Raw genomic sequence first — 25,391 nt, 5'->3', positions numbered from 1 at the left:
ACCTACTCTTTTCCTTTACATAACCGTCAGCAATCTCAAATTTTGAGATGCCTTTTATATATTATCTAGCTCCAGCGGCTTGAATGTTCGGTGGCTTCACTTCTTCCTACGAGACAAAGACCGCCTCTTCGTCAGAAGCTCCACCCCCCTCACATTCAGGACGAGCCGCTTCCGCTTTTATTATTCAGAAGCTACGAATACTTTTTTAAATCCGTTAATTGCCGCTGCAAATTTGTCGTCATCCGCAAGTTTCTTAGTTGTGCGGATTTCTTCTAATAAGTCAGTCGCATTAGAATCTAACCAAGCATGGAATTCTTCTTCGAAACGAGTGATATCTACTACCGGGATATCATCTAGGAATCCACGTGTTAAAGCGTAAAGAATGATAACTTGTTTCTCTACACGTAATGGTTTGTGTAATCCTTGTTTTAATACCTCAACAGTACGAGCACCACGGTTTAGTTTCGCTTGAGTTGCTTTATCAAGGTCAGAACCGAACTGAGCGAACGCTTCTAACTCACGGTAAGATGCAAGGTCAAGACGAAGTGTACCTGATACTTTACTCATTGCTTTAATCTGAGCAGATCCACCTACACGAGATACAGAAGTACCCGCATCGATCGCTGGACGTACGCCAGAGAAGAATAGGTCAGATTGTAAGAAGATTTGTCCATCCGTAATAGAAATTACGTTTGTTGGGATGTAAGCTGATACGTCCCCTGCTTGTGTTTCGATGAAAGGTAGTGCAGTTAAAGAACCGCCGCCTTTTGCATCACTTAATTTTGCTGCACGCTCTAATAAGCGAGAATGTAAGTAGAACACATCCCCTGGATATGCTTCACGACCTGGAGGACGACGTAATAGTAATGAAAGCTCACGGTAAGCCGCTGCTTGTTTTGATAAGTCATCATATACTACTAATACGTGTTTACCATTGTACATGAACTCTTCACCCATTGTTACACCAGCATAAGCAGCTAAGTATAATAATGGAGCTGGTTGAGAAGCTGATGCAGTTACAACGATTGTGTAATCTAATGCACCGTGCTTACGTAGTGTTTCTACTACGTTACGTACAGTTGATTCTTTTTGTCCGATAGCTACATAGATACAAATCATATCTTCATCTTTTTGGTTAATGATTGTATCAAGTGCAACTGCTGTTTTACCTGTTTGACGGTCACCAATGATTAACTCACGTTGACCACGGCCAATTGGTACAAGAGCATCGATCGCTTTAATACCTGTTTGAAGTGGCTCATGAACAGATTTACGATCCATTACACCTGGTGCTGGACTTTCGATTGGACGAGTGTTTGTTGTATTGATTGGGCCTAAACCATCAACTGGTTGACCTAATGGGTTTACAACACGACCGATTAGTTCTTTTCCTACTGGTACTTGCATAATGCGACCAGTACGACGAACTTCGTCACCTTCACGAATTTCTGTGTAAGGTCCTAAAATAATGATACCTACGTTGTTTTCCTCTAAGTTTTGTGCTAGCCCCATAACGCCGTTAGAGAACTCTACAAGTTCACCAGCCATAACGTTATCAAGACCATGAGCACGCGCAATACCGTCACCAACTTGGATAACTGTACCAACATCACTAACTTCGATTTCAGACTGATAGTTCTCGATTTGTTGCTTTATCAGTGCGCTAATTTCTTCAGCTCTGATGCTCATGTGCTTCACCCCTATCTATTCTTCATTAATTCACGCTGAATACGTGCTAATTTTCCTTGTAAGCTTCCATCGTAAATGCGATTTCCAATACGTACTTTAATGCCGCCTAGTAAATCTTCATCTACAACATTTTTTACGCGAATTGCATCTTTTCCCGTTCTCTTTGCAAATGCTTCTGCAATGTTAAGCTTCTCTTCTTCTGATAGAAGACGAGTAGAATATACAGTTGCGTCGGCTACGTTACGTTCTTCATTAGCAAGAACAACATATTCATCTGCAATTTCAGGTAAAATATCAATGCGTTTGTTATCAATTAAAATATATAACGTATTTAAAATAGATTCAGAAACAGATCCGAATACGTTTGCAAGAAACGTTTTCTTTTGTTCCTTTGAAATGTTCGGTTGCGTTAAAAAGCTATGTAGGTCTTCGTTCTTTACATAAACGTTTTGTACAAGGCGTAATTCCTCTTCAAACATTTCTAATACGTGTTTTTCTTTTGCAATTTTAAAAAGAGCGACAGCATAACGTTTTGCTACAATCCCATTGCTCATCGCGCTTCTCCTACTTCTTTAATATAATCGCGAATTAACTTAACTTGATCTTCTTCTTTTAACTCTTTTTCAATTACTTTAGAAGCAATTTGAACAGATAAAGAAGCGACTTGTTCTTGTAAAGCAGCAATCGCTTGCTCTTTTTCGCGTTGAATTTCTTGTACAGCAGATGCTTTAATTGATTCTGCTTCTTCTTTCGCAGCAGCAACAATAACATCCTTTTGATCTACAGCTTGTTTTTTCGCTCTTTCGATTAACTCTTGTGCTTCAACACGCGATTGTTTTAACATTTCACGTTGTTCTTCTACTAATTTCTTCGCTTCAGCATTACTTCTTTCTGCAGCGTCGATTTCATTAGTAACATGCTCTTCACGTTCTTTCATAATTCCCATTAAAGGACCCCACGCGAATTTGCGTAGCATTACTAATAGAAGTAAGAAAATGAACAATGTATAAGCAATCGTTCCAAATGGAATGGAAGCCCCTAATAATAAAGTTGGCACAAGGATTCACTCCCTTCAAAATATCTAAATTGATCATATGAAAAAAAAAGACATACGTTTCGTTCATAAAGCAATGGCGAAGAAAGTTCGGAAAAACACTCTTCGCCATCTATGTAAGGGGAGTCTCCCTTATTTGTTCATTACGATGAATGCAATAACTACACCGATGATTGGAAGTGCCTCAACTAAAGCAACCCCGATGAACATAATTGTTTGAAGTGCGCCTTTTAATTCTGGTTGACGAGCAACACCTTCGATTGTACGTGATACGATAAGACCGTTACCAATACCTGCACCTAATGCTGATAAACCAATTGCAATTGCAGCTGCGATTACACCTAAACTCATTTAATTTGTCCTCCTTTGTATTATAAAAAAATAAATTTTTTCTTACTTAAATTATATTAATGGTCATGGCTTACTTTATGAGCCATATAAACCATCGTTAACATAACGAAAATAAATGACTGGATTGATCCAACGAATACACTGAATCCCATCCATGCTAACATTGGTACAAGCGCACCTAATGCTCCAAGGAATGATGCCCCGCCTAACTTAGCAAGTAATCCTAATAAGATCTCACCTGCATAAATGTTACCGAATAAACGAAGACCTAACGTTAATGTGTTAGCAAACTCCTCAATAACCTTTAATGGGAATAAGAATTTCATAGGTTGGAAATAACCTTTTACGTATTCTTTCGTACCCTTCATCTTAATTCCATAATAATGGGTGAGGGTAACTACCATCACGGCTAATGTTAATGCAACTGCTGGATCAGACGTTGGTGATCTCCACCATGCAATATGTTCGCCAGCCTCAACTGTTGAATACATGAATGGTAAACCAAGGAAGTTCGATACGATGATAAACATGATAAGCGTAACGCCAAGCGTTAAGAAACGTCCACCTGTTTTCCAATCCATCGTACTATTGATAATCCCTTTCACGAAGTCAAACACCCATTCCATGAAGTTTTGCATCCCGGTTGGGCGAAGGGCTAAACTGCGAGTTCCGATAACAGCGATTAAGAAAACAATAACTGCTGCTACAGTAACCATCATAACTGATGACAAATCGAACGTTAAACCTAGAAATTCAACTAATTTACCGTGTTCCACTAGTAATTCACCTCTCTTCCCTGCTCTTATACTCTAAATAAAGAAAATCTATGATCATGACAAGATATCCTGTCAGCAATCCTACACCTAGGCCCCACATCGCAATTAACTCTTGATATTTGGCTGCAAATAAAATTAATAACCCAATCGTGGCGAATCTCGAATATGTACTTACCGCTGTCGCCTTAAACTTCACGTTTTCTCCATTTGTTACGCGATCCAACAGCTTGTCTGTTCTACGTGCAATGATGCGCAAACTAAGAAAACTGAAAATCGTTCCGATAATCAGTCCAAGAAATACATCCTTGTAAGAGGTGAATCCCCATCCTAGCGCTAGAAGCGCAAGCAAGTAGTACATATATTTCTTTTGTCTTTGGACAAGTCCATGTACGTCTATCATCATTGCTCTCCCGAATAGTAATGTCGAATGAGTCGAATCATTGCGTATATCCCTGTTCCTAATCCGAGTAATAACCCTATAATAAGAAACAATGGAAACGTTCCAACCTTACTATCAATCCACTGCCCACCAAAGATTCCAATAAGAATAGAACCGACTAACTGAGCAAGAATACCTGACATTAAAGCATAAGCTTTTATATGGCTGCGATCGTTTTTTTGCAAGGATTCATCCCTCCAATATGTAACCCTCATTCACGATGTGTTAATAATAACTCATTTTTTTGCATAAATCCTATACAAAATAAAAAGTTTACATTTTCGTCACGGAATAGATGTATTTTTGTCACTGAAAGCCCTACCATCTATCCCCGTTGTTAGCATACAATAGGGTATTAACAGTGTCAACGAGAAATCGTAAAAAATCAAAAAATTTGAGTATCAGGTATTTCCTCCCAAAAATGAAAACGTTACCCTTCTAAATACTGGTTATAGATATGCAATTTCTAACAGTTTTCTATTTATAATAGAAGATAATGTTCACAAGTTTGTCACTATTATATTTTTAAAATATAACGCTCCCCTTCCATATATAGTGTTTGCTAGACGTAAGACTTCTATATTATATGTGGTGTGTATACAACTTATGTTGTATATAGCCTGTATATTTATCTCCCTCCCCTACTTACTCGGAACAAAAAAACGAGAGGGGAATCCCCTCTCGTCAGTTGTCTTACTTCGTTCCGAATAAACGGTCACCAGCATCACCAAGACCTGGTACTACATATCCGTGGTCATTTAATTTCTCATCTAATGCTGCTACATAAATATCAACATCAGGATGTTCTTCTTGTACTACTTTTACTCCTTCTGGAGCTGCAACGATACACATTAATTTAATTTGTTTTGCACCGCGCTTTTTCAGAGAGTTAATTGCTTCAGCTGCAGAACCACCTGTTGCTAGCATCGGATCTAGTACGATAAAGTCACGTTCTTCTACATCCGTTGGAAGTTTCACATAGTATTCTACCGGTTGCAACGTTTTAGGGTCACGGTATAAACCAACGTGTCCTACTTTTGCTGCTGGAATTAATTTCAGAATTCCATCAACCATTCCTAAACCTGCACGTAAAATCGGAATTAAACCAAGCTTTTTACCAGCGATCACTTTTGTTGTCGCTTTGCTTACAGGTGTTTCAATTTCAATGTCTTTAAGTGGAAGATCGCGAGTAATTTCGAAAGCCATTAAACTTGCTACTTCGTCCACTAATTCACGAAAATCTTTCGTACCTGTATTCTTATCGCGAATATATGTAATCTTATGTTGAATTAACGGGTGATCAAATACATACAGTTTTCCCATGTGAATCTCTCCTTTAGATGATATTCATGCGTTTGCACGCTTTTTTACACTATTTACGATTGTAAAGAAAACGCTACTAATATTCAAGGGCAAATTTGGCAAAATCATGATTTTACGATGAATCTATCTAGTATCTTTACCAATTATGGGAGCTGTATCCTTCATTATATCGCCAAAATTTATTCATCATTTGTATACATACTTAAAGAACAATATATGTCCAAAAAAAAAACTGCCAAAACAATTATGTCTCAGCAGTCTTCTTTAATCTATTATAGGTCTGTGTACATTGGAAATTTGCTCGTTAACGCTTCTACACGCTTACTTGCTTCTTCTAATGCAGCTTCATTTTCATGATTTTTTAATGTGTAAGCAATAAGTGACGCAATTTCATCCATTTCTTCTAAACCGAAACCACGAGATGTTACAGCTGCCGTACCGATACGTACACCGCTTGTTACAAATGGGCTTGCTGTTTCAAATGGAATTGTATTTTTGTTCACTGTAATACCAACTTCATCTAATACGTGCTCTGCTACTTTACCTGTGATTTCTAAGTTACGAACATCAATCAGGATTAAATGATTGTCTGTTCCACCAGAAACAAGTGTAAGTCCTTCTTTTTGAAGACCTTCAGCTAAGCGGTTCGCATTATTAATGATATTTTGTGCATATGTTTTAAAATCATCTTGTAGCGTCTCACCAAATGCAACAGCTTTTGCGGCAATTACGTGCATAAGTGGACCACCTTGAATACCAGGGAAGATTGATTTATCAATTTGTTTTGCAAATTGCTCTTCACATAAAATCATACCACCACGTGGACCACGTAATGTTTTATGTGTTGTCGTTGTAACGAAATGTGCGTGTGGTACTGGGTTTGGATGTAAACCAGCAGCTACTAAACCAGCGATATGTGCCATATCAACCATAAAGTATGCACCCACTTCATCTGCAATCTCACGGAATCGTTTGAAATCGATAACACGAGGATATGCACTTGCACCTGCAACGATTAATTTTGGTTTATGTTCTTTCGCTTTTGCTAATACATCATCGTAATTAATACGGTGAGATTCAGCATCCACACCATATTCTACGAAATTATATTGTACTCCACTGAAGTTAACAGGGCTTCCGTGTGTTAAGTGACCACCATGAGATAAATTCATACCAAGTACTGTATCGCCTTGCTCTAAAATCGTAAAGTATACTGCCATGTTCGCTTGTGCACCAGAATGTGGTTGAACATTTACATGCTCTGCACCAAAAATTTCTTTCGCGCGATCACGTGCGATATCTTCCACTACGTCTACGTGCTCACAGCCACCATAGTAGCGTTTTCCAGGATATCCTTCAGCATACTTATTCGTTAAAACAGAACCTTGCGCCTCCATTACTGCTTCACTTACGAAGTTTTCTGAAGCAATTAACTCAATCTTTGAACGCTGTCTTCCTAGTTCTGCCTCAATTGCAGCAAATACCTTTTCATCTTGACGTTTTAAATGATCCACCAAAATCCCCCTTTTCTGAACGAATTACATCGATTCCCAATAGTTTTTTCTCATTTATTCAGAAAAAACGAAAATTCAGGTTGTAATTCTTTCGAACCTTCATGTTTTCAACTACATTCTAACATGACTTTCTATATCATAAAAGAAAAAAAAGACCGAAAATCGGTCTTTTCTTTCTTCTATTATAAAGTCAGACTACATACCTTTTATCTCTCGATATAAAGCTATTATGCGACTTTATAATTTTTCATGTCTAACGGCAAGTTATAGTCTCTTCCTTCGCCGCATAAACAGCACGTGCTCCACCAATTAGTTTTCCACGTGTTGTTGCCATCGTTACATGCGCACTTCCAATTTCCTTCACACCTATACGAACCGGAACAGCTACATGCTTTAAATGCATACCGATAAATGTATCACCAATATCCATTCCTGCATCTGCTTTAATAAACTCAATTACTACCGGATCTTTCAAATTGTGATACGCATATGTTGCTAATGCACCACCTGCTGATCTAACAGGCGTAACTGTTACAATTTCAAATTGATATTTCATCGCCAACTCTCTCTCAACTACTAAAGCACGGTTTAAATGCTCACAACATTGAAACGCCAACTCAATACCTGTTTGCTCTTGAAATTGTTTTAACTCAGAAAAAATCGCCTCTGCTACTTCCATCGTTCCTGATGTCCCAATTCTTTCTCCTAGCACTTCGCTCGTGCTACACCCCACTACAAAAATTTGACCACTTTGTAATGAAGCTTGTTCTTGGAAATCAGCAAGCGAAATTTGTAACTGTTCTCTTACCTTTACGATTTCTGTCATTACGCCTCTTCCTTTCACAGGTTGGTTCACCAAATTATATTTCATACTACTTCTAGTTAGAATCTATTACTTTGTTTCGTATGTTTTAATTTTTCCTACGCGGTTTTCATGACGACCACCTTCATAGTCAGTTGTTAACCAAATTTTTGCGATGTCACGTGCTAGACCTGCACCAATTACACGCTCGCCCATTGCTAACATGTTCGTATCATTATGCTCTCTCGTTGCTTTCGCACTGAAAGTATCATGAACTAATGCACAACGAATACCATTTACTTTGTTTGCTGCAATTGACATACCGATGCCCGTCCCACAAACTAAAATACCACGATCTACTTCACCATTCGCTACCATTTCCGCTGCTGGAAACGCAAAATCAGGGTAATCAACAGAACCAGCTTCACATTCACAACCTAAATCAATATATTCAATATTTAACTCTTCTAATAAACTTACAAGTTCTTTACGGATATTCATACCGCCGTGATCAGATGCTACTACTACTTTCATTTTTACCCCTCCAAAGTTTCAATCAATTATCTTCATTTCTCACTCGTTACCTTAACGGAACGAAGTAATCTCCAATATCGTATTATACACGAAACATCAACCTTCTGAATGTTTTTTCAGTAAAGTTTGTACAAGTTTTTCCATCTCTTCTAACGTTTCTTTATAAATAGAAAGTGAACCGCCAAATGGATCTGAAATATCCTTACTTACCCCCTCAGTTACTCCATATAATGTATCCACTTTCTTTTCAACACTCGGATAATGCCCAAGTACAATTTGCTTATGGTTTTCCGTCATTGTTACTACAATATCTGCCCAATCAATCAAAGCTTCATTTATCTGTTGCGAAGCATGATCGATTGTAATTCCCTTTTCAGCTAAAGCTTCCTTTGCATATATCGACGCATCACTTCCCGGATAGACGAAAACACCAGCAGATTGCACTTCAAACTTCCCTTCTCCATGATGACGAAGTAACGCCTCAGCCATCGGGCTACGGCATGTATTTCCAGTGCAAATAAATAACACTCGTTCCATCCAAACCCACCCCTTTTCTTCTTTTTCCTATCTTTCATCATAACGTACATAAGAATAGAACAAAAGAAATGTGAATATACGAAAGGCGCATTTCTCTTATATTTTTTCTAAGAAAAATGCGCCTTATCCACATATATGTGAAACCCTATTTCCAAGTGCCTAGAGTATTTTAACATACATAGCAAGCGTACTACAAAACAAAAGAAGGAATCCATTTCATATGAAACGGATTCCTCTTATACAATAATTATTTCATTGTAACTTTCATTACTTCTGTTGAACCTTTTGTAGCTGTTACACCTACAGTTGTTTTAATAGACTCAGCTGCATCTGTGTTTGTAATAACAATTGGGGTAATTGTACTTTTCGCTTTTTCACGGATTAATTCTAAGTCGAATGAGATTAATTTATCTCCAGCTTTTACAGCTTGGCCTTCAGAAACGTGAGCTTCGAAACCTTCGCCTTCCATTTTTACAGTTTCTAATCCAACGTGGATTAAAATTTCTGTACCGTTTTTCGCTTTAATTCCTACAGCATGTTTTGTGTGGAATAACTGTACGATTTCACCATCAACTGGAGATACAACTACACCTTCAGTAGGATCGATTGCAACACCTTCACCCATCATACGACCAGCGAATACTGGATCTGGTACTTCTTCAATATTTTTCACTGCTCCAGTTAATGGAGCTACGATTGTTTCTTCATTTGTTTTTGAACCAAAACCGAATAATTTTTTAAACATAGGATAGTCCTCCTCATAATTTACCTAAAAGTTTATAGGGCAATCCCTAGTAAAACTCGGGATACATGTAAGACTTCATACTTCGAATATTATACTGTAAAAACGCTTTCGAAATAAATTACGTCATTACTAATAGACTCTTATTGTAGCTCTTTGCAAAATTCCAGTCAATTCTGATTGTCTGAATAACAATAAGAAGTTAACTTCTACTTATATTTTCTCTTTTTTTACCCAACTTGTCTAGAGGTCTTTACTACATTTTGTTTTTTGTTTTTAATTTGTAAAATTTTTTTCAAACTTTTTTCAAAATACGCTTGACTAAAGTAAGTAACTATTTTATTATTACTTACATAAGGTAAGTTAATAACTTTTAGGAGGTTTCAAAAATGATGGATTTCGGTCTTCTTATTATTCGTCTTATTATAGGTATTACATTCATGGGTCATGGTGCTCAAAAATTATTTGGTTGGTTCGGTGGTTACGGTTTAAAAGGAACAGGTGGCTGGATGGAATCAATCGGTTTACGCCCTGGTGTATTTATGGCATTTATGGCTGGCGCAACTGAATTATTAGGTGGTTTCTTATTCGCATCAGGTATTTTCACTGCAATCGGTTCATTATTTATCGTCGGAACAATGTTAATGGCAATCTTCACTGTTCACGGGAAAAATGGTTACTGGGTAACCCAAAACGGATATGAATACAACTTAATGTTAATCGCCGTTGCTATCGGGGTAGCTTTAATCGGACCTGGTGCATACGTTTTATTATAATTTTTATCTTGAATTCGAGATTATTTAGACGGAACTTACTTCAATCACAATGAAGTAAGTTCTTTTTATGTAATAAAAATATTATTTTCAGCAGGAGTTTTCCACTAACATCTTGTAAACAAACAATAAGTCGTCATATTTAGAAAGGGGATTTTACGCATGTTATCCATTAATCCAAATGAACAAACGGAAAAAGAGAATTACAAATTATTAACGGGAAGTATCATTCCACGCCCTGTCGCATTCGTTACTTCTGTAACAAAAGACGGCGTATTAAACGGAGCACCGTATAGCTATTTCAATATTGTCGCTGCTAATCCACCACTTATCTCAGTTTCTGTACAACGAAAAGCCGGAGAAAGAAAGGACACTTCCCGAAACGCAATTGAAAAAGGTGAATTTGTCGTACATATCTCTGATGAATCTTACGTAGAAGCAATTAACGAAACAGCGGCTAACCTCCCGCCAAATGAAAGTGAAATTGAACTAGCAAAACTAACACCAATTGAAAGTGATGTCATCTCCGTTCCAGGTGTGAAAGAAGCTAATATTCGAATGGAATGCGTACTAGAACGCGCAATCCCTCTTGGCGGAACAGAAGACTCACCAGCTTGCGATCTACTAATCGGACGCGTCGTTCGTTTCCACGTCGCAGAACACCTATACGAAAACGGCCGCATTCATGCAGAAGGACTAAAACCAGTAAGCCGCCTAGCAGGACACAACTACGCTAAACTAGGCGAACAATTCGAGTTGGTAAGACCAGTTTAAAAGCGGAAGCGGCTCGATTCCTTCCATCACTCAAACATAAAATCCCCTGCTATTTAGCAAGGGATTTTATCATTGTAATTCTTCCTTTTTTTCCTCTAAAGTAGGTACTTTCTCTTTTTTCGGTTTCCCAAGCTTAATTACTAAGAAATATAGGGAAAGCAATGTAATAAGAAAAACGATTATAAACGGATATGGAGAATAAAAGGCACGCGCTGCCTCCGTTTTTCCCGCCACAAACTTCAATGACTCAATATCTAAAAACTCAGCAAACATTTGTACACCGAGCATACTAAACCAAAAAACAAAAAAACTAATAATAATACCAAAAACTTGCTTCAATCTCGTCATTTATCTCATCCTTTCTATATCTATAATTTTTTAGTGTAATCAGTATAGTATAAATAAAACTATGCACAGAAAGGAACTATCTTACCATTCGCGAATTAACTTCATCCAACCTAAAATTGAAATTTGCAAAATAATACCCCAAATAACAAGCCGTCTTAACCACCTAGGGAAAAAAGTTAAAAATCGAATATACCATTCCAATAATTTATTCATAACTCCCTCCTATTTAAAATTATATAGGAAAAAGGAGATATAATCCAAATCCAACCAAAATGATACCACCTACTATCTCACCATATGTACCGAGCATATCTTTTGCATGTCTACCAATTAATAAACCAATCCACGCTAATAACATACTAACAAATCCAAAAAGTAATATCGTAATAATTGTCTGCGCCCCGTAAATACCAAGACTAAGGCCTACTGAAAAACTATCTATACTAACGCCAAATGCAAATACGAATAAACTAATTCCAATAGGGGCCGTTCTAGTCTCTTCATTCTCCAAAATAGATGAATATATAATATAGAATCCTAGTCCAATTAATAAAATAGCACCTGCAAAATGCGCAATGTCTCCATACTGTTCTGATAAAAAGCGACCTAATATCATTCCTATAAATGGCATGATAATATGAAATATCCCTATCGTCATACCGATATACAGAATTTGTCTTACCTTTAAGGTCATCATTCCCATACCAAGACTCACCGAGAACGCATCCATCCCTAAGGCGAATGCCATAATTGTTAAAGGTATTAGCTGTTCAAACGTCATTCATGTCCCTCCTCGGACGTGCTACTTCAAAATATGCTTATCCGAGGAGAAATATTCTGTTTGCTAATCGTACCTTATGATTCAGTAATAATCTGATGTCCTGCTGCTTTCGTTAAGCGATTCATAATGGCATTCCCTATTCCTTCATTTGGAAATGATTCACTAAAAATAACATCCACTTCACTTGCATCAAACGTTCTAAGTACATCATATAATTTAGTCGCAACGCTAGCTAAATCGCTTCGAACACCACAAGATAATACAACATCCGCGCTATATACATGCTGATATTCTTCCGTCGTTAATACACCTACTTTAAACCCTTCTTCCTTTTTCTTATCCACAATAAGCTGAATAAATTCACGTGAACCTTCAACAATGCTAAGCGGCGCTTTCGGTGCATAATGTGTATATTTCATTCCAGGTGATTTCGGTTTTTCCTTCTCGTCCTTTAAAGCCGGATCTAAAGAAACAGTACCAATTACCGCTTCTAATTGTTCTTTCGTAATTCCACCTGGGCGTAATATCGTTGGAACCTCGCTCGTACAATCAATTACAGTCGATTCAACACCTACTCCCGTCGCACCACCATCTACAATACCTGCAATTTTCTCATTTAAATCTTCATATACGTGAGAAGCTAGTGTCGGACTTGGGCGCCCAGAGCGATTCGCACTCGGTGCTGCAACAGGTACATTTGCCTCTTCAATAAGAGCAAGCGCTACTGGATGATCAGGCATTCTTACTCCAACCGTATTAAGTCCTGCCGTCACCTTCTCTGAAATCCCTTCTTTTCTAGGTAAAATAATTGTTAACGGGCCTGGCCAAAAATGCTCCATTAACTTCTCTGCAACTGGCGGGATTTCTTTCACAATCCCATCTAACTGTGATTTTGTACCGATGTGGACAATAAGTGGATTATCACTCGGTCTTCCTTTCGCTTCAAAAATTTTCGCGATTGCTTCATCATTCATCGCGTTTGCACCTAGTCCATATACCGTTTCTGTAGGGAAGGCAATCGCCTCGTTTTCCCTTAATAATTTTGCTGCTTCTTGTAACTGTGGATAATATTTTTTTCTTTCCACAACATTATCCACAACCCACATATTTGTATGCATTTTTTCCCACGTCCTTTTCTACCCTGAAATACTTGTCTATTTTTAGTTTACTATGAGATTTATCCAAAAGACAAACAAGGTTTATCCACAAAATGTGGATAAACCTAATTAATCCGTGGATAACTTTGTGAATAGCTGACAATTTAGTATTATTGCATTTGGCTCTTTTATATTTTTACAAAAGTGTTCTAACTGTCGAATTCCCTCTGGTACGTTTTCTTTCTCTATAGTAACAAAGTCAAAAAACTGAAAGATTGTTATAGATTGTGGATGATTTGTTAGTAAGTACAATTGTCGAATATTTTTTTCGTTCATATACTGCAAAAACATTTCGAAAAAATATAAGAAAGTCTGTTTATCCACATTAGGTGTGAATAAACAAGAACGAATCAGTGCGTGTTCTTCACTTTGTTCATATCCGATGACAGCCCGTATTTCTTCCGCCTCTTCCAAAATCATAAATTGCGCGTACAACTCATTTATTTTATCATCTTTTTTATTAGCTTGTCCGAAAAAAGAATGCAGTCTTTCCACATCTGCTTTCGTAGCAAAATATACTTTCTTCATAGTAAATCCCTCCTCTTTGTTATATATGAGAAGGGATTTACGAATAGTACTATTTAGAGAATAAAGATGTAAAAGCTTCTACAATAAATAACTTAACTTCTGGCTTTTCTTCTTCCTCCTCTACTTTTACATACTCATTTTGTTTTTCTTGTTTTTGTTCCACAGGTTTCTCCACTTTTTCCACAGTTTTTGTTTCCTCTTTACTTACAGGTTGTTCTTCTACTTTCGTTTCATTTTTTACTACTTTCTTTTCAGAAGCTGTTACTTTTTTTGCGACTTCCTGCTTTACAGCTTTCTTTTCTTTCACCTCATCCTCTTTTTTCTCTTCTGTATTTACTACTTCTTCATCATCTATTTGTTTTACTTGCTCCTCTTCAGGAGATTCAGCCTTCACAACATGTTCTTCTTTCCTTACAGCTGTACCACTTGAAAAATCTAAGAAACACATCGGTGGAAATAATACACACCACCAGTTTGCCCCTTCCCCTTCCCCAATTGTAATCAATACCGCCTCATATTCCCCTGCTGGATAAATAAAATTACCATATACCTTTGTAGGGAACTTTACATTCTTACTAAATTTCACTTGAAATGAATCTTTACTTCCTTCTTTTTTCAACGTATTTGCCACTATTTTTTCGATTTCTGGAATATGACTTTGAATGACTTTACGTGCCTCTTCAAATGAAGTTAAATCTGCTACCCATCCATCAATTTGTGCTTTTACTTCATCACGCACTTTGCGCTTTAAAGCCTGATCTTTATCTGAATCACTATTTGCTAAAATCCGTAATCGAACGGCCTCTTTCGGAATAACTGAAGGCCCTTTCGCATCAGCTTTCATATATCCAAACTGCACAAGCAACTGTGCACCAATTAATAATAGAAGAAGATAAGCAATAACTTGTTTTTTCATTTCCTCCACCGTCCCTTCTACAAACAGTGTGGACAGACTTTCATCTTTCTAAACTATTAAATTCAAAATCTATATAAATTTTTCCACAAAAAAAATAGAGTAAGGTGTGAACCTTACTCCATCTCTGCAAATACCATACGATCTTTTCCATTAATATCAAAAACAACCTCAACATGAGCATGTGGAAAAGCTTGTTGTAACAACCATTTTACATCCTCACCTTGCCCTACTCCAATTTCAAATGCCACAATTGCTTTCTTCTGCAACACATTCGGCAACTCTTCCATAAAACGGCGATAGAAATCTAATCCGTCTTCACCGCCAACAAGTGCTCTCTTTGGCTCATGCTCTTTCACCACAGGAGAAAGGCCACGCCAATCCTCTTCCGGTATATATGGAGGGTTTGAAACAACAACATCTAACTTTTGACCTGTTTTATAAAATGGTGACAATAAATCACCATGATAGAACGTTACTTCTGCGCCTAAAGTTTTTGCATTTTCTTTTGCAACTTCAATCGACTCTTGTGCAATATCTACCGTATACACATGAAGATTTTTATTTTCTAAAGCAAGCGTAATAGAAATCGCTCCACTACCTGTACCAATGTCCGCCACATGTAGTTTCTCATCGCCAAAATGACGCTCGATTCTTTCTAACACTCCCACTATAAGCTCTTCTGTTTCTGGTCTTGGTATTAATACTTCTTCATTCACAAAGAACGACCGTCCATAAAACATTTCATAACCAATCATATATTGAATAGGAATACCTTCTACATGCTTGTGAATAAACTCCGTAAAACTTGTTTCTTGTTCCACAGTTATTTCTTCACGCATATTCATGAGCATTCCGGTTCTGTTCGTCTTTAATACATGACAAAGGACAAGTTCTCCCGCATTTTCATCTCGTCCATTTTCCTGTAAAAAAGAAGAAGCCCATTTCAGGGCTTCATAGACACGCATTACTCAGCTGCCTCCATCTTTTGAGCCTGATCTTCCATCACTAAGGCATTGATGAAATCATCTAACTTACCTTGTAAGATTTGATCTAGCTTTTGAATCGTTAAACCGATTCGATGGTCTGTAACGCGGTTTTGCGGGAAATTATACGTACGAATACGCTCTGAACGATCACCCGTACCAACAGCTTGTTTACGGTTTTGATCATACTCAGCTTGCGCTTCTTGTCTAAACTTATCATAAACACGTGCGCGTAATACTTTCATCGCTTTTTCTTTATTCTTGATTTGTGATTTCTCATCCTGACACGATACAACTACACCAGTCGGTAAATGCGTTAAACGTACCGCTGACATCGTTGTATTAACACTTTGTCCACCAGGACCACTAGAAGCAAACGTATCAACACGAACATCTTTTTCATGAATACTAATTTCTACTTCTTCTGCCTCTGGTAATACAGCTACAGTTGCTGTAGATGTATGAATACGTCCACCAGATTCCGTTTCAGGAACACGTTGTACACGGTGAGCACCATTCTCGAATTTCAGCTTCGCGAAAGCACCTTTACCGTTAATCATAAAGATAATCTCTTTATATCCACCTAACTCTGTATAGCTCGCTTCGATAATTTCAGTTTTCCAACCTTGTACCTCAGCATAACGGCTATACATACGATATAAATCACCAGCAAATAAAGCGGCCTCGTCACCACCAGCAGCACCACGAACCTCAACGATAACGTTTTTATCATCATTAGGGTCTTTTGGAACAAGTAAAATTTTCAGACGCTCTGACAATTCTTTATCTTGTCCTTCTAATTCAGAAACCTCTTCTTTTACCATGTCACGCATATCAGCGTCTAACTTATCTTCTAACATTGCTTTTGCATCTCTTAATTGCTCACGAACATCTTTATACTCACGGTACACCTCTACCGTTTCCTGCATATCAGATTGTTCCTTTGAATACTCACGAAGCTTATTCGTATCGCTAATAACCTCTGGATCACTTAACAATTCATTTAACTTCTCATAACGATCTTCTACAGCCTGCAAACGATCTAACACACCATTCACCTCTACATCCTAGTATCTAATACAAATAGTATATGGTACTTAATCAAAAAAACGCAAATTATATTTAAAAGTGGAGGTGGCTCACTCAGCTCTGACTGGCTAAGGTTCTCTCGCACAGAAGACGCTTTTTGTCTTCTCGTGCGGGAGGTTCTTAGACACGAAGAGCTAGCCACCGGAACTAGATAATATTTAAAAGCGTAAGCGGCTTGCTCAGAATCGCAGGCTATTTGGAACTCTCGACCTTGAAGCGCTCTTTGCTTCGAGCGAGAGAGTGAAATGGCCGGAGATTCTAGCCGCTGGAGCTAGATAATATTTAAAAGCGTAAGCGGCTTGCTCAGAATGGGAGGAGGTTGGAGCTTCTGACAGAGAGGCGCTCTTTGCCTCGCAGGAAGAAGCGAAACCACCGACCATTCTAGCCGCTGGAGCTAGATAATATTTAAAAGCGTAAGCGGCTTGCTCAGCTCTGACTGCCTAAAGTTCTTAGCTGTACGAAGAGCCGGCCACCAATCTTCATCTATTTTCGAAAAAAACCCGCTCTACATAGCGAGTTTCATTTATCTTTGTTTTGTAGGTACTGCATGACAATGACGACAACGTGGTTCATACGATTCTGAAGCCCCAACTAAAATAATTGGATCATCAAATGCCGCTGGTTCTCCATCGATTAAACGTTGCGTACGACTTGCAGGAGATCCGCATGCAGAACACACTGCCTGCAACTTAGTTACATGTTCAGCAATCGCCATCAGCTGAGGAACTTGTCCAAATGGTAGACCACGGAAATCTTGGTCTAATCCAGCTACAATGACACGATAGCCACGATTTGCCAATACTTGCACCACTTCCACAATGTCCCCATCAAAAAATTGTACCTCATCGATTGCAATAACATCCATTTCTTCTGCTACATGGTTAAATATATCTTTTGAAGCTGAAACAGGAACTGCTTTAACCTTTAATCCATTATGTGATACAACATCTTCTTCACTATAACGATTATCAATACATGGTTTAAATACAATCGCATGTTGTTTCGCAAATTGCGTACGGCGTATACGGCGGATGAGCTCTTCTGATTTTCCAGAAAACATACTCCCGCAAATCACTTCAATCCAACCATTTTGATTCATTAAGTACATTGAGCTCTCCTTTCATCTACTTTCCTAATCCAAAGTAGGGTAAAGGTTTAATATTTTTGCAAAAAAAACAGACAAGCGAATACATACACTTGCCTGTTTTATGTTCTTTATTACTTGATACCGTATTTCTTATTGAAGCGGTCAACACGTCCGTCTGCAGTAGCAAACTTCTGACGTCCAGTGTAGAATGGGTGAGAATCAGAACTGATCTCAATTTTTAGTAATGGATAAGTGTTACCATCTTCCCACTCAACAGTTTCGCTAGAGCCTTTAGTAGACCCGCTTAAGAATTTGAAGCCTGTGTTCGTGTCCATAAATACAACTTTATTGTAATTTGGATGGATTCCTGCTTTCATTCTTTTCATCTCCTTCCGCCCTGAATCATTTTCGAAACAGAGTTTTTCATCTTCAGCTGCTTACACAACTATATTGATGAAACACATATGATGAAATTATAACAAGGCTAACTCCATTTTGCAACTACCTGTTTTTGTCTTTTTAAAATTTAAAAGCGTAAGCGGCTCGTTCAGAATCGCAGGACATTGGAGCTCTCGACCAAGAAGCGCTTTTTGCTTCGACCGAGAGAGCGAAATGGCCGGAGATTCTAGCCGCTGGAGCTGGATATAATTAAAAGCACAAGCGGCTCGTTCAGAATCGCAGGACATTGGAGCTCTCGACCAAGAAGCGCTTTTTGCTTCGACCGAGAGAGCGAAATGGCCGGAGATTCTAGCCGCTGGAGCTGGATATAATTAAAAGCACAAGCGGCTCGTTCAGAATCGCAGGACATTGGAGCTCTCGACCAAGAAGCGCTTTTTGCTTCGACCGAGAGAGCGAAATGGCCGGAGATTCTAGCCGCTGGAGCTGGATATAATTAAAAGCACAAGCGGCTCGTTCAGAATCGCAGGACATTGGAGCTCTCGACCAAGAAGCGCTTTTTGCTTCGACCGAGAGAGCGAAATGGCCGGAGATTCTAGCCGCTGGAGCTGGATATAATTAAAAGCACAAGCGGCTCGTTCAGAATCGCAGGACATTGGAGCTCTCGACCAAGAAGCGCTTTTTGCTTCGACCGAGAGAGCGAAATGGCCGGAGATTCTAGCCGCTGGAGCTGGATATAATTAAAAGCACAAGCGGCTCGTTCAGAATCGCAGGACATTGGAGCTCTCGACCAAGAAGCGCTTTTTGCTTCGACCGAGAGAGCGAAATGGCCGGAGATTCTAGCCGCTGGAGCTGGATATAATTAAAAGCACAAGCGGCTCGTTCAGAATCGCAGGACATTGGAGCTCTCGACCAAGAAGCGCTTTTTGCTTCGACCGAGAGAGCGAAATGGCCGGAGATTCTAGCCGCTGAAGCTGGATCGAATTAAAAGCACAAGCGGCTCGTTTAGAATGGGAGGGGGATGGAGCTTCTGACGTAGAGGCGCTTTTTGCCTCGTAGGAAGACGCGAAGCCACCGACCATTCTAGCCGCTGGAGCTGGATATAATTAAAAGCGCAAACGGCTCGCTCAGAATGGGAGGGGGATGGAGCTTCTGACGTAGAGGCGCTTTTTGCCTCGTAGGAAGAAGTGAAGCCACCGACCATTCTAGCCGCTGGAGCTGGATATAATTAAAAGCGCAAACGGCTCGCTCAGAATGGGAGGGGGATGGAGCTTCTGACGTAGAGGCGCTTTTTGCCTCATAGGAAGAAGTGAAGCCACCGACCATTCTAGCCGCTGAAGCTGGATATAATTAAAAGCACAAGCGGCTCGTTCAGAATCCAGGACACTTCAAACTCTCGACCCAAATATGATTTTCATCTCAAAAAACAAAATTCCCCCATATATTGCTCTCTCTAATATTCCCTTAAAAAAACATAAAAAACTCGCTTACCACAAAATAAGCGAGTCCCAATCTTTTCCCTTTACTTAGTTGTTACATATCTTTTTGAGTCTGCAACAATGTTTTGTAAAAATTCTTCATTTGTCTTTGTTTGACGAAGTTTACGTAAGAAACCTTCGACAAAGTCTGGTGTATCACGCATTGTTTTACGAATACCCCATAGCTTGTCTAAATGTTCTTTCGGAATTAATAGATCTTCTTTACGTGTACCAGAACGGCGAATATCAATTGCCGGGAAGATACGACGCTCAGCTAATGAACGATCTAAGTGAAGTTCCATATTTCCAGTTCCTTTAAATTCTTCGTAAATTACATCGTCCATACGAGATCCTGTATCAACAAGCGCTGTTGCTAAAATCGTTAAGCTACCGCCTTCTTCAATATTACGTGCAGCTCCAAAGAAACGCTTCGGTCTATGGAAGGCAGCTGGGTCGATACCACCCGATAATGTTCTACCACTTGGCGGAATAACAAGGTTGTAAGCTCGCGCTAAACGGGTAATACTATCCATTAAAATGATAACATCTTTTTTGTGCTCTACAAGACGCATTGCACGTTCTAACACAAGTTCCGCTACTTTAATATGATTTTCTGGCACTTCATCAAAAGTAGAGCTTACAACATCTCCTTTAACAGAACGTTCGATGTCTGTTACTTCCTCTGGACGCTCATCAATTAAAAGTACAATTAATTCAGCTTCCGGGTGATTTGTTGTAACACTGTGTGCGATTTCTTTTAATAGACTTGTTTTACCAGCCTTTGGAGGCGCGACAATTAAACCACGTTGTCCAAATCCAACTGGTGCGATTAAATCCATGATGCGTGTCGGTAACTTTTTCGGTTCCGTTTCCAATTTCATTTGGCGATCTGGGTATAATGGTGTTAATGCAGGGAAATGCACACGCTCTTTTGCTGACTCTGGATCATCTCCGTTTACAGCTTCAACTTGTAATAATCCAAAATAGCGTTCATTTTCTTTCGGAGGTCGTACTTTACCAGAAACCTTGTCTCCATTACGTAAATCGAAACGACGAATTTGCGAAGCTGAGATATAAATATCTTCTGAGCTTGGAGAATAGTTGATAGGACGTAGGAATCCAAATCCTTCTGATTGAATAATTTCTAATACGCCTTCCATGAAGAAGAAACCTTCTTTTTCTGCTCGAGCTTTTAGGATAGCGAAGATTAACTCTTTTTTCGTTAATTTGCTATAATACGAAATCTTAAATTCTTTCGCAAGCTCGTATAACTCTTTTAATTTCATGTTTTCTAATGCTGCAATTGACAAATTCATTCAGACACCACACTTTAACGTTATTCTCTTTTCACATGGGTAAAGGGAAAAAATACGGAAGGCAAATAATTAATAATGAAAGGCAATAAGTTCAAGTAGGGTAATATTCACTATTGTAACCCTTTTATCTAGTTTTAATCAATACGTTGAAACACAAATACAAGAAGCGAAGACAAGAAAATTTGTCTTCGCTTTTATTTAACCTAGTTCCAGTAGCTAGAATGGTCAGGAGCTACAATGCCCCTCCCATTCTGAACGAGCTGCTTACGCTTTTTACTTAATAACCAAGTTTGGTTTTTTATTCAAGCTATGACGTCCGTCTACGAAGCGTACTGTGCCTGATTTTGCACGCATAACAAGGGATTGTGTTGTTCCTACGCTACCTTTAAATTGAACGCCGCGTAATAGTTCTCCGTCTGTTACGCCTGTTGCCGCAAAGATTGCATCGTCACCTTTTACTAAGTCTTCCATGCGAAGGATACGATTTATATCTTCAATACCCATTTTTTTACAGCGAGCTAATTCAGCTTCATTTTGAGGCAGAAGCTTTCCATGAATTTCTCCACCTAAACATTTTAATGCAACTGCTGCTAATACACCCTCAGGTGCTCCACCAGAGCCGAATAAAATATCTACACCTGTGCGATCAAATGCGGTGTTAATTGCTCCAGCCACATCTCCATCGTTAATTAATTTAATACGAGCACCAGCTTTACGAATTTCTTCGATAATCGCTTGATGACGTGGACGGTTTAAAACTGTCGCTACAACATCTTCAATATCTTTATTTTTCGCTTTCGCAACCGCACGTAAGTTATCGATAATAGGCGCATCAATATCGACCGCCCCAACCGCTTCTGGGCCAACCGCGATTTTATCCATGTACATGTCAGGAGCATGTAACAAATTACCATGATCTGCAATTGCAATAACAGCAAGAGCATTCCATCCACCAGCTGCTACGATGTTTGTCCCTTCTAAAGGATCAACCGCAACGTCTACACGTGGTCCATATCCTGTACCTAATTTCTCTCCGATATACAGCATTGGTGCTTCGTCCATCTCGCCTTCACCAATTACAACTGTACCTTTCATCGGGATTGTATCAAATACATCACGCATAGCTGATGTTGCTGCACCGTCTGCCTCATCCTTTTTCCCGCGCCCCATCCAACGCGCTGATGATAATGCTGCAGCCTCTGTTACACGTACTAACTCCATAGATAAACTTCTTTCCACGATAATCCCTCTCCTTTAAGTCTTTATATTTCTGCCGTATTTTGTGAACCGTGTTTCTCTACAAAGTATACTTCCGCAAGTAGTGATGCTTCGCTTCCCCCTTGCGGAAGTATCACTTATGCGTTCTTCATCTCTTCAATTTCTTGACTTGTCATTTGTTCTCGCCAAATGTTTGCGCCAAGACCTTTAAGCTTGTCTACTATATTTTCATAACCTCGATCAATATGCTCAAGTCCGGTTACTTCTGTAATTCCATCCGCCATTAACCCTGCAATAACAAGGGCCGCTCCAGCTCGCAAATCACTCGCTTTCACTTTTGCACCTTGTAATAAAACAGGACCAGTTACAATTGCCGAACGACCTTCCACTTTAATTTGTGCGTTCATACGACGTAATTCATCAATGTGTTTAAAGCGTGCGCCGTAAATCGTATCCGTTACAACACCCGTTCCGTGCGCCTTTGTTAAAAGCGTTGTAAATGGTTGTTGTAAATCTGTTGGGAATCCTGGATATACAAGCGTTTTTATATCAACTACTTTTAACCTTCTATTACCGTTCACTGTAATTTGGTCATCGTTCGTTTCAACTTGGACACCAGCTTCTCTTAACTTCGCTGTAACTGACTCTAAATGCTGAGGAATCACATTATCAACCGTTATTTCTCCTCCTGATGCAGCTCCTAAAATCATATACGTACCCGCTTCAATACGATCCGGAATGATCGTATGGTGACAACCGTGCAGTGAATCCACACCATCAATTCGGATTACATCTGTGCCCGCACCTTTAATGCGTGCACCCATGCTTGTTAACAATGTAGCTACATCAATAATCTCTGGTTCTTTCGCTGCGTTTTCAATAACAGTTCTACCTTTCGCTCGCACAGCTGCTAGCATAATATTAATTGTAGCTCCTACACTAACAACATCTAAATAAATACGTGCCCCGCGCAATTCATCTGCTCTTAAATAAATCGCACCCTGTTCATTCGTAACATGTGCACCTAACGCTTCAAATCCTTTAATATGCTGATCAATAGGCCTCGGTCCTAAATGACATCCACCTGGAAGCCCAATAACAGCTTTTTTAAAACGGCCAAGCATCGCACCCATTAAATAATAAGAAGCACGCAATTTTTTCACTTTTCCATTCGGTAAAGGCATTGCAACCATGTTAGAAGGATCGACTATCATCTCTTCCTCCTGTCCATAAGCTACTCTTCCTCCAATTTCCTCTAGCAAGTCTCCTAACATTTTCACGTCCGAAATATTAGGGACACCACCAATAGTTACTGGAGTATCTGCTAAAATTGTCGCTGGAATTAGTGCAACGGCGCTGTTCTTTGCACCACTCACTCGAATTGTTCCATTTAAAGCTCTTCCGCCTTCAATTAGCAATTTTTCCATATTGAGCTCCCTTCTTGTGAATGTATTTACTTTCTATATCCTTATAGAAAGCTCCCCTTAAGAATCTCAATCACTCTTTCCACCCTAACACTCAATAAATAGGAAACCATTATCTTCATTTCTCCCGTAGTACGAATAGATAAAGATTAACTATTCATCGAATTTACATTATCAATTTAGATACATTATCACATTTATTAATAGGACTATGCACATTATTTTCTATTTCAAAAACAAAATGATAAAAATCTTTAGACTTGTTCACGCTTTCATTATACAACGAAAGGAAACCGTCTAAAAGACTAGACGGTTTCCAAAACGGAATTTTATTCTTACGCTTTACCGTTAGAACCGAATTCACGCATTTTACCAGCAACAGTTGCTTTAATAGCTTCGCGGCCAGGTCCAATATATTTACGAGGATCGTAAACTTCTTGGTCTTTGCTTAATGCTTCACGAACAGCTTTTGTAAACTCAATTTGGTTCTCAGTGTTTACGTTAATTTTTGAAGTACCTAAAGAAATAGCTTTTACGATATCAGCAGTTGGGATACCAGTACCACCGTGTAATACTAAAGGTACGCCAGTGAAGTCACGAACTTGTTCCATTTCAGCGAATCCTAAGTTAGGCTCACCTTTGTAAGGACCGTGTACAGAACCTAAAGCTGGAGCTAGGCAATCGATACCTGTTGCTTCAACAAGGTGCTTACACTCTGATGGATCAGCGTAAATTACGCCTTCAGCGATGATGTCGTCTTCTTGTCCGCCAACTGTTCCAAGCTCAGCTTCAACAGATACGTTACGAGCGTGTGCGTATTCTACTACTTTTTTAGTAGTTTCAACGTTTTCTTCGAATGGGTGGTGAGAAGCGTCGATCATTACAGATGTGAAACCTGCATCAATTGCTTCTTTACATTTTTCGAAGCTTGAACCATGGTCAAGGTGAATCGCTACAGGAACAGTGATGTTCATTTCTTCGATTAAAGCTTTAACCATAGCTACAACTGTTTTGAAACCAGTCATATGACGAGCTGCACCCTCAGATACACCTAGGATTACAGGAGACTTTTCTTCTTCCGCAGCAGCTAAGATAGCTTGAGTCCACTCTAAGTTGTTCATGTTGAATTGACCAACTGCGTATTTTCCTTCTAGTGCTGTGTTTAGCATTTCTTTCATAGAAACTAAAGGCATGGTGAATCCTCCTAAAAAACGTTTTTTGTATCCGATAAGTTCTTATCGCTGGTAGTATGACCAGAATAAGGTAAAATATGTATATTTACATACCGGACTTTTTTCTACACTCAATAGGATAACAACTTGTACTCAAAAACTCAACCGTATTCACCTGCTCATTAGTCCA

At 39.0% G+C, this 25,391-nt stretch carries 30 protein-coding genes; 2 read left to right on the top strand and 28 right to left on the bottom strand.

The genetic code is table 11. From position 1 onward, the window contains the following. Window positions 1-180: 180 nt before the first annotated feature. From atpA to QEP67_RS00830, 14 genes are all read right to left on the bottom strand, one after another. Window positions 181-1,689: a F0F1 ATP synthase subunit alpha gene (gene atpA, locus QEP67_RS00895; protein ID WP_000027510.1), complete on the bottom strand. Its 1,509-nt coding sequence runs from the start codon at window positions 1,687-1,689 to the stop codon at window positions 181-183. An 11-nt stretch (window positions 1,690-1,700) separates the two neighbouring features. Beyond that, window positions 1,701-2,243, bottom strand: coding sequence for a F0F1 ATP synthase subunit delta (atpH, locus tag QEP67_RS00890; protein WP_000064681.1), 543 nt, complete (start codon window positions 2,241-2,243; stop codon window positions 1,701-1,703). Further along, window positions 2,240-2,746 carry a F0F1 ATP synthase subunit B gene (gene atpF, locus QEP67_RS00885; protein ID WP_001142625.1) on the bottom strand — a complete coding sequence of 169 codons (507 nt, stop codon included), beginning with the start codon at window positions 2,744-2,746 and terminating at the stop codon, window positions 2,240-2,242. Before atpF ends, atpH begins: the two co-directional genes overlap by 4 nt. A 129-nt stretch (window positions 2,747-2,875) precedes the next feature. Next, on the bottom strand, window positions 2,876-3,094 hold the full coding sequence (gene atpE, locus QEP67_RS00880; protein ID WP_000052064.1) for a F0F1 ATP synthase subunit C: 219 nt from the start codon (window positions 3,092-3,094) through the stop codon (window positions 2,876-2,878). A 56-nt stretch (window positions 3,095-3,150) separates the two neighbouring features. Further along, on the bottom strand, window positions 3,151-3,870 hold the full coding sequence (atpB, locus tag QEP67_RS00875; protein ID WP_000399874.1) for a F0F1 ATP synthase subunit A: 720 nt from the start codon (window positions 3,868-3,870) through the stop codon (window positions 3,151-3,153). A gap of 7 nt (window positions 3,871-3,877) precedes the next feature. Further along, window positions 3,878-4,270, bottom strand: a complete 393-nt coding sequence (locus QEP67_RS00870) for an ATP synthase subunit I (RefSeq protein ID WP_064460128.1) — start codon at window positions 4,268-4,270, stop codon at window positions 3,878-3,880. Further along, window positions 4,270-4,494 (bottom strand): AtpZ/AtpI family protein, encoded by a 225-nt coding sequence (locus tag QEP67_RS00865; protein ID WP_001171220.1) that lies wholly within the window; start codon window positions 4,492-4,494, stop codon window positions 4,270-4,272. The genes QEP67_RS00870 and QEP67_RS00865 overlap by 1 nt, the downstream gene beginning before the upstream one ends. Before the next feature lie 26 nt (window positions 4,495-4,520). Then, window positions 4,521-4,634 (bottom strand): DUF4024 domain-containing protein, encoded by a 114-nt coding sequence (locus QEP67_RS00860; RefSeq protein ID WP_000232961.1) that lies wholly within the window; start codon window positions 4,632-4,634, stop codon window positions 4,521-4,523. Between the two features lie 368 nt (window positions 4,635-5,002). Beyond that, on the bottom strand, window positions 5,003-5,632 hold the full coding sequence (gene upp, locus QEP67_RS00855) for a uracil phosphoribosyltransferase (RefSeq protein WP_000517539.1): 630 nt from the start codon (window positions 5,630-5,632) through the stop codon (window positions 5,003-5,005). A gap of 272 nt (window positions 5,633-5,904) precedes the next feature. After that, a complete protein-coding gene (gene glyA, locus QEP67_RS00850) occupies window positions 5,905-7,146 on the bottom strand; it encodes a serine hydroxymethyltransferase (RefSeq protein WP_000349796.1) in 1,242 nt (413 codons plus the stop codon). A gap of 253 nt (window positions 7,147-7,399) precedes the next feature. Continuing rightward, on the bottom strand, window positions 7,400-8,017 hold the full coding sequence (locus QEP67_RS00845; RefSeq protein ID WP_074651707.1) for a TIGR01440 family protein: 618 nt from the start codon (window positions 8,015-8,017) through the stop codon (window positions 7,400-7,402). Window positions 8,018-8,038: 21 nt separating this feature from the next. Then, window positions 8,039-8,482 (bottom strand): ribose 5-phosphate isomerase B, encoded by a 444-nt coding sequence (gene rpiB / locus QEP67_RS00840; protein ID WP_000869917.1) that lies wholly within the window; start codon window positions 8,480-8,482, stop codon window positions 8,039-8,041. A 96-nt stretch (window positions 8,483-8,578) separates the two neighbouring features. Continuing rightward, complete coding sequence (locus QEP67_RS00835; RefSeq protein WP_064460129.1) at window positions 8,579-9,019, bottom strand: low molecular weight protein arginine phosphatase; 441 nt, start codon at window positions 9,017-9,019, stop codon at window positions 8,579-8,581. 247 nt (window positions 9,020-9,266) lie between these two features. Further along, window positions 9,267-9,764 (bottom strand): PTS glucose transporter subunit IIA, encoded by a 498-nt coding sequence (locus QEP67_RS00830; protein ID WP_000473649.1) that lies wholly within the window; start codon window positions 9,762-9,764, stop codon window positions 9,267-9,269. A 386-nt stretch (window positions 9,765-10,150) separates the two neighbouring features. Between QEP67_RS00830 and QEP67_RS00825 the strand changes: the two genes are divergently transcribed. Both QEP67_RS00825 and QEP67_RS00820 read left to right on the top strand, forming a co-directional pair. Continuing rightward, entirely contained in the window at window positions 10,151-10,537 is a 387-nt protein-coding gene (locus QEP67_RS00825; protein WP_000968618.1) for a DoxX family protein, read from the top strand. 159 nt (window positions 10,538-10,696) lie between these two features. Next, on the top strand, window positions 10,697-11,308 hold the full coding sequence (locus QEP67_RS00820; RefSeq protein WP_000949075.1) for a flavin reductase family protein: 612 nt from the start codon (window positions 10,697-10,699) through the stop codon (window positions 11,306-11,308). A gap of 69 nt (window positions 11,309-11,377) precedes the next feature. Here QEP67_RS00820 and QEP67_RS00815 read toward each other — a convergent pair whose 3' ends face one another. The 14 genes from QEP67_RS00815 to QEP67_RS00750 all read right to left on the bottom strand — a co-directional run bounded on the left by QEP67_RS00815 (window position 11,378) and on the right by QEP67_RS00750 (window position 25,222). Continuing rightward, window positions 11,378-11,656, bottom strand: a complete 279-nt coding sequence (locus QEP67_RS00815; RefSeq protein ID WP_000197467.1) for a DUF3935 domain-containing protein — start codon at window positions 11,654-11,656, stop codon at window positions 11,378-11,380. 81 nt (window positions 11,657-11,737) lie between these two features. Then, window positions 11,738-11,869 carry a hypothetical protein gene (locus QEP67_RS00810; RefSeq protein WP_001037624.1) on the bottom strand — a complete coding sequence of 44 codons (132 nt, stop codon included), beginning with the start codon at window positions 11,867-11,869 and terminating at the stop codon, window positions 11,738-11,740. Window positions 11,870-11,888: 19 nt separating this feature from the next. Further along, the gene (locus tag QEP67_RS00805; protein WP_000142486.1) at window positions 11,889-12,437 is read right to left on the bottom strand and encodes a manganese efflux pump MntP family protein; all 549 of its coding nucleotides are present in this window, start codon (window positions 12,435-12,437) and stop codon (window positions 11,889-11,891) included. Between the two features lie 74 nt (window positions 12,438-12,511). Further along, on the bottom strand, window positions 12,512-13,555 hold the full coding sequence (locus tag QEP67_RS00800; RefSeq protein ID WP_000557344.1) for an L-threonylcarbamoyladenylate synthase: 1,044 nt from the start codon (window positions 13,553-13,555) through the stop codon (window positions 12,512-12,514). A gap of 108 nt (window positions 13,556-13,663) precedes the next feature. Next, the gene (locus tag QEP67_RS00795) at window positions 13,664-14,122 is read right to left on the bottom strand and encodes a hypothetical protein (RefSeq protein WP_000758432.1); all 459 of its coding nucleotides are present in this window, start codon (window positions 14,120-14,122) and stop codon (window positions 13,664-13,666) included. 49 nt (window positions 14,123-14,171) lie between these two features. After that, window positions 14,172-15,038, bottom strand: a complete 867-nt coding sequence (gene spoIIR, locus QEP67_RS00790; protein WP_048566759.1) for a stage II sporulation protein R — start codon at window positions 15,036-15,038, stop codon at window positions 14,172-14,174. 113 nt (window positions 15,039-15,151) lie between these two features. Then, window positions 15,152-16,003 (bottom strand): peptide chain release factor N(5)-glutamine methyltransferase, encoded by an 852-nt coding sequence (prmC, locus tag QEP67_RS00785; RefSeq protein WP_001267076.1) that lies wholly within the window; start codon window positions 16,001-16,003, stop codon window positions 15,152-15,154. Next, entirely contained in the window at window positions 16,003-17,070 is a 1,068-nt protein-coding gene (gene prfA / locus QEP67_RS00780; RefSeq protein ID WP_002096180.1) for a peptide chain release factor 1, read from the bottom strand. Before prfA ends, prmC begins: the two co-directional genes overlap by 1 nt. 563 nt (window positions 17,071-17,633) lie before the next feature. Continuing rightward, complete coding sequence (locus tag QEP67_RS00775; protein ID WP_000281084.1) at window positions 17,634-18,218, bottom strand: thymidine kinase; 585 nt, start codon at window positions 18,216-18,218, stop codon at window positions 17,634-17,636. Between the two features lie 110 nt (window positions 18,219-18,328). Then, on the bottom strand, window positions 18,329-18,574 hold the full coding sequence (locus tag QEP67_RS00770) for a type B 50S ribosomal protein L31 (RefSeq protein ID WP_000643447.1): 246 nt from the start codon (window positions 18,572-18,574) through the stop codon (window positions 18,329-18,331). A 1,541-nt stretch (window positions 18,575-20,115) separates the two neighbouring features. Further along, the gene (gene rho / locus QEP67_RS00765; protein WP_001053898.1) at window positions 20,116-21,387 is read right to left on the bottom strand and encodes a transcription termination factor Rho; all 1,272 of its coding nucleotides are present in this window, start codon (window positions 21,385-21,387) and stop codon (window positions 20,116-20,118) included. Between the two features lie 273 nt (window positions 21,388-21,660). Continuing rightward, window positions 21,661-22,626 carry a class II fructose-bisphosphatase gene (glpX, locus tag QEP67_RS00760; RefSeq protein ID WP_000442336.1) on the bottom strand — a complete coding sequence of 322 codons (966 nt, stop codon included), beginning with the start codon at window positions 22,624-22,626 and terminating at the stop codon, window positions 21,661-21,663. Window positions 22,627-22,742: 116 nt separating this feature from the next. Then, window positions 22,743-24,032: a UDP-N-acetylglucosamine 1-carboxyvinyltransferase gene (murA, locus tag QEP67_RS00755; protein WP_000413258.1), complete on the bottom strand. Its 1,290-nt coding sequence runs from the start codon at window positions 24,030-24,032 to the stop codon at window positions 22,743-22,745. 332 nt (window positions 24,033-24,364) lie between these two features. Beyond that, a complete protein-coding gene (locus QEP67_RS00750; RefSeq protein WP_048566718.1) occupies window positions 24,365-25,222 on the bottom strand; it encodes a class II fructose-bisphosphate aldolase in 858 nt (285 codons plus the stop codon). Window positions 25,223-25,391 lie beyond the last annotated feature (169 nt).

Origin of the sequence: Bacillus cereus group sp. MS39, from assembly GCF_040448665.1 — a bacterium.
GTDB lineage: Bacteria > Bacillota > Bacilli > Bacillales > Bacillaceae_G > Bacillus_A > Bacillus_A wiedmannii.
This window is presented reverse-complemented; position numbering and strand designations above follow the sequence as displayed.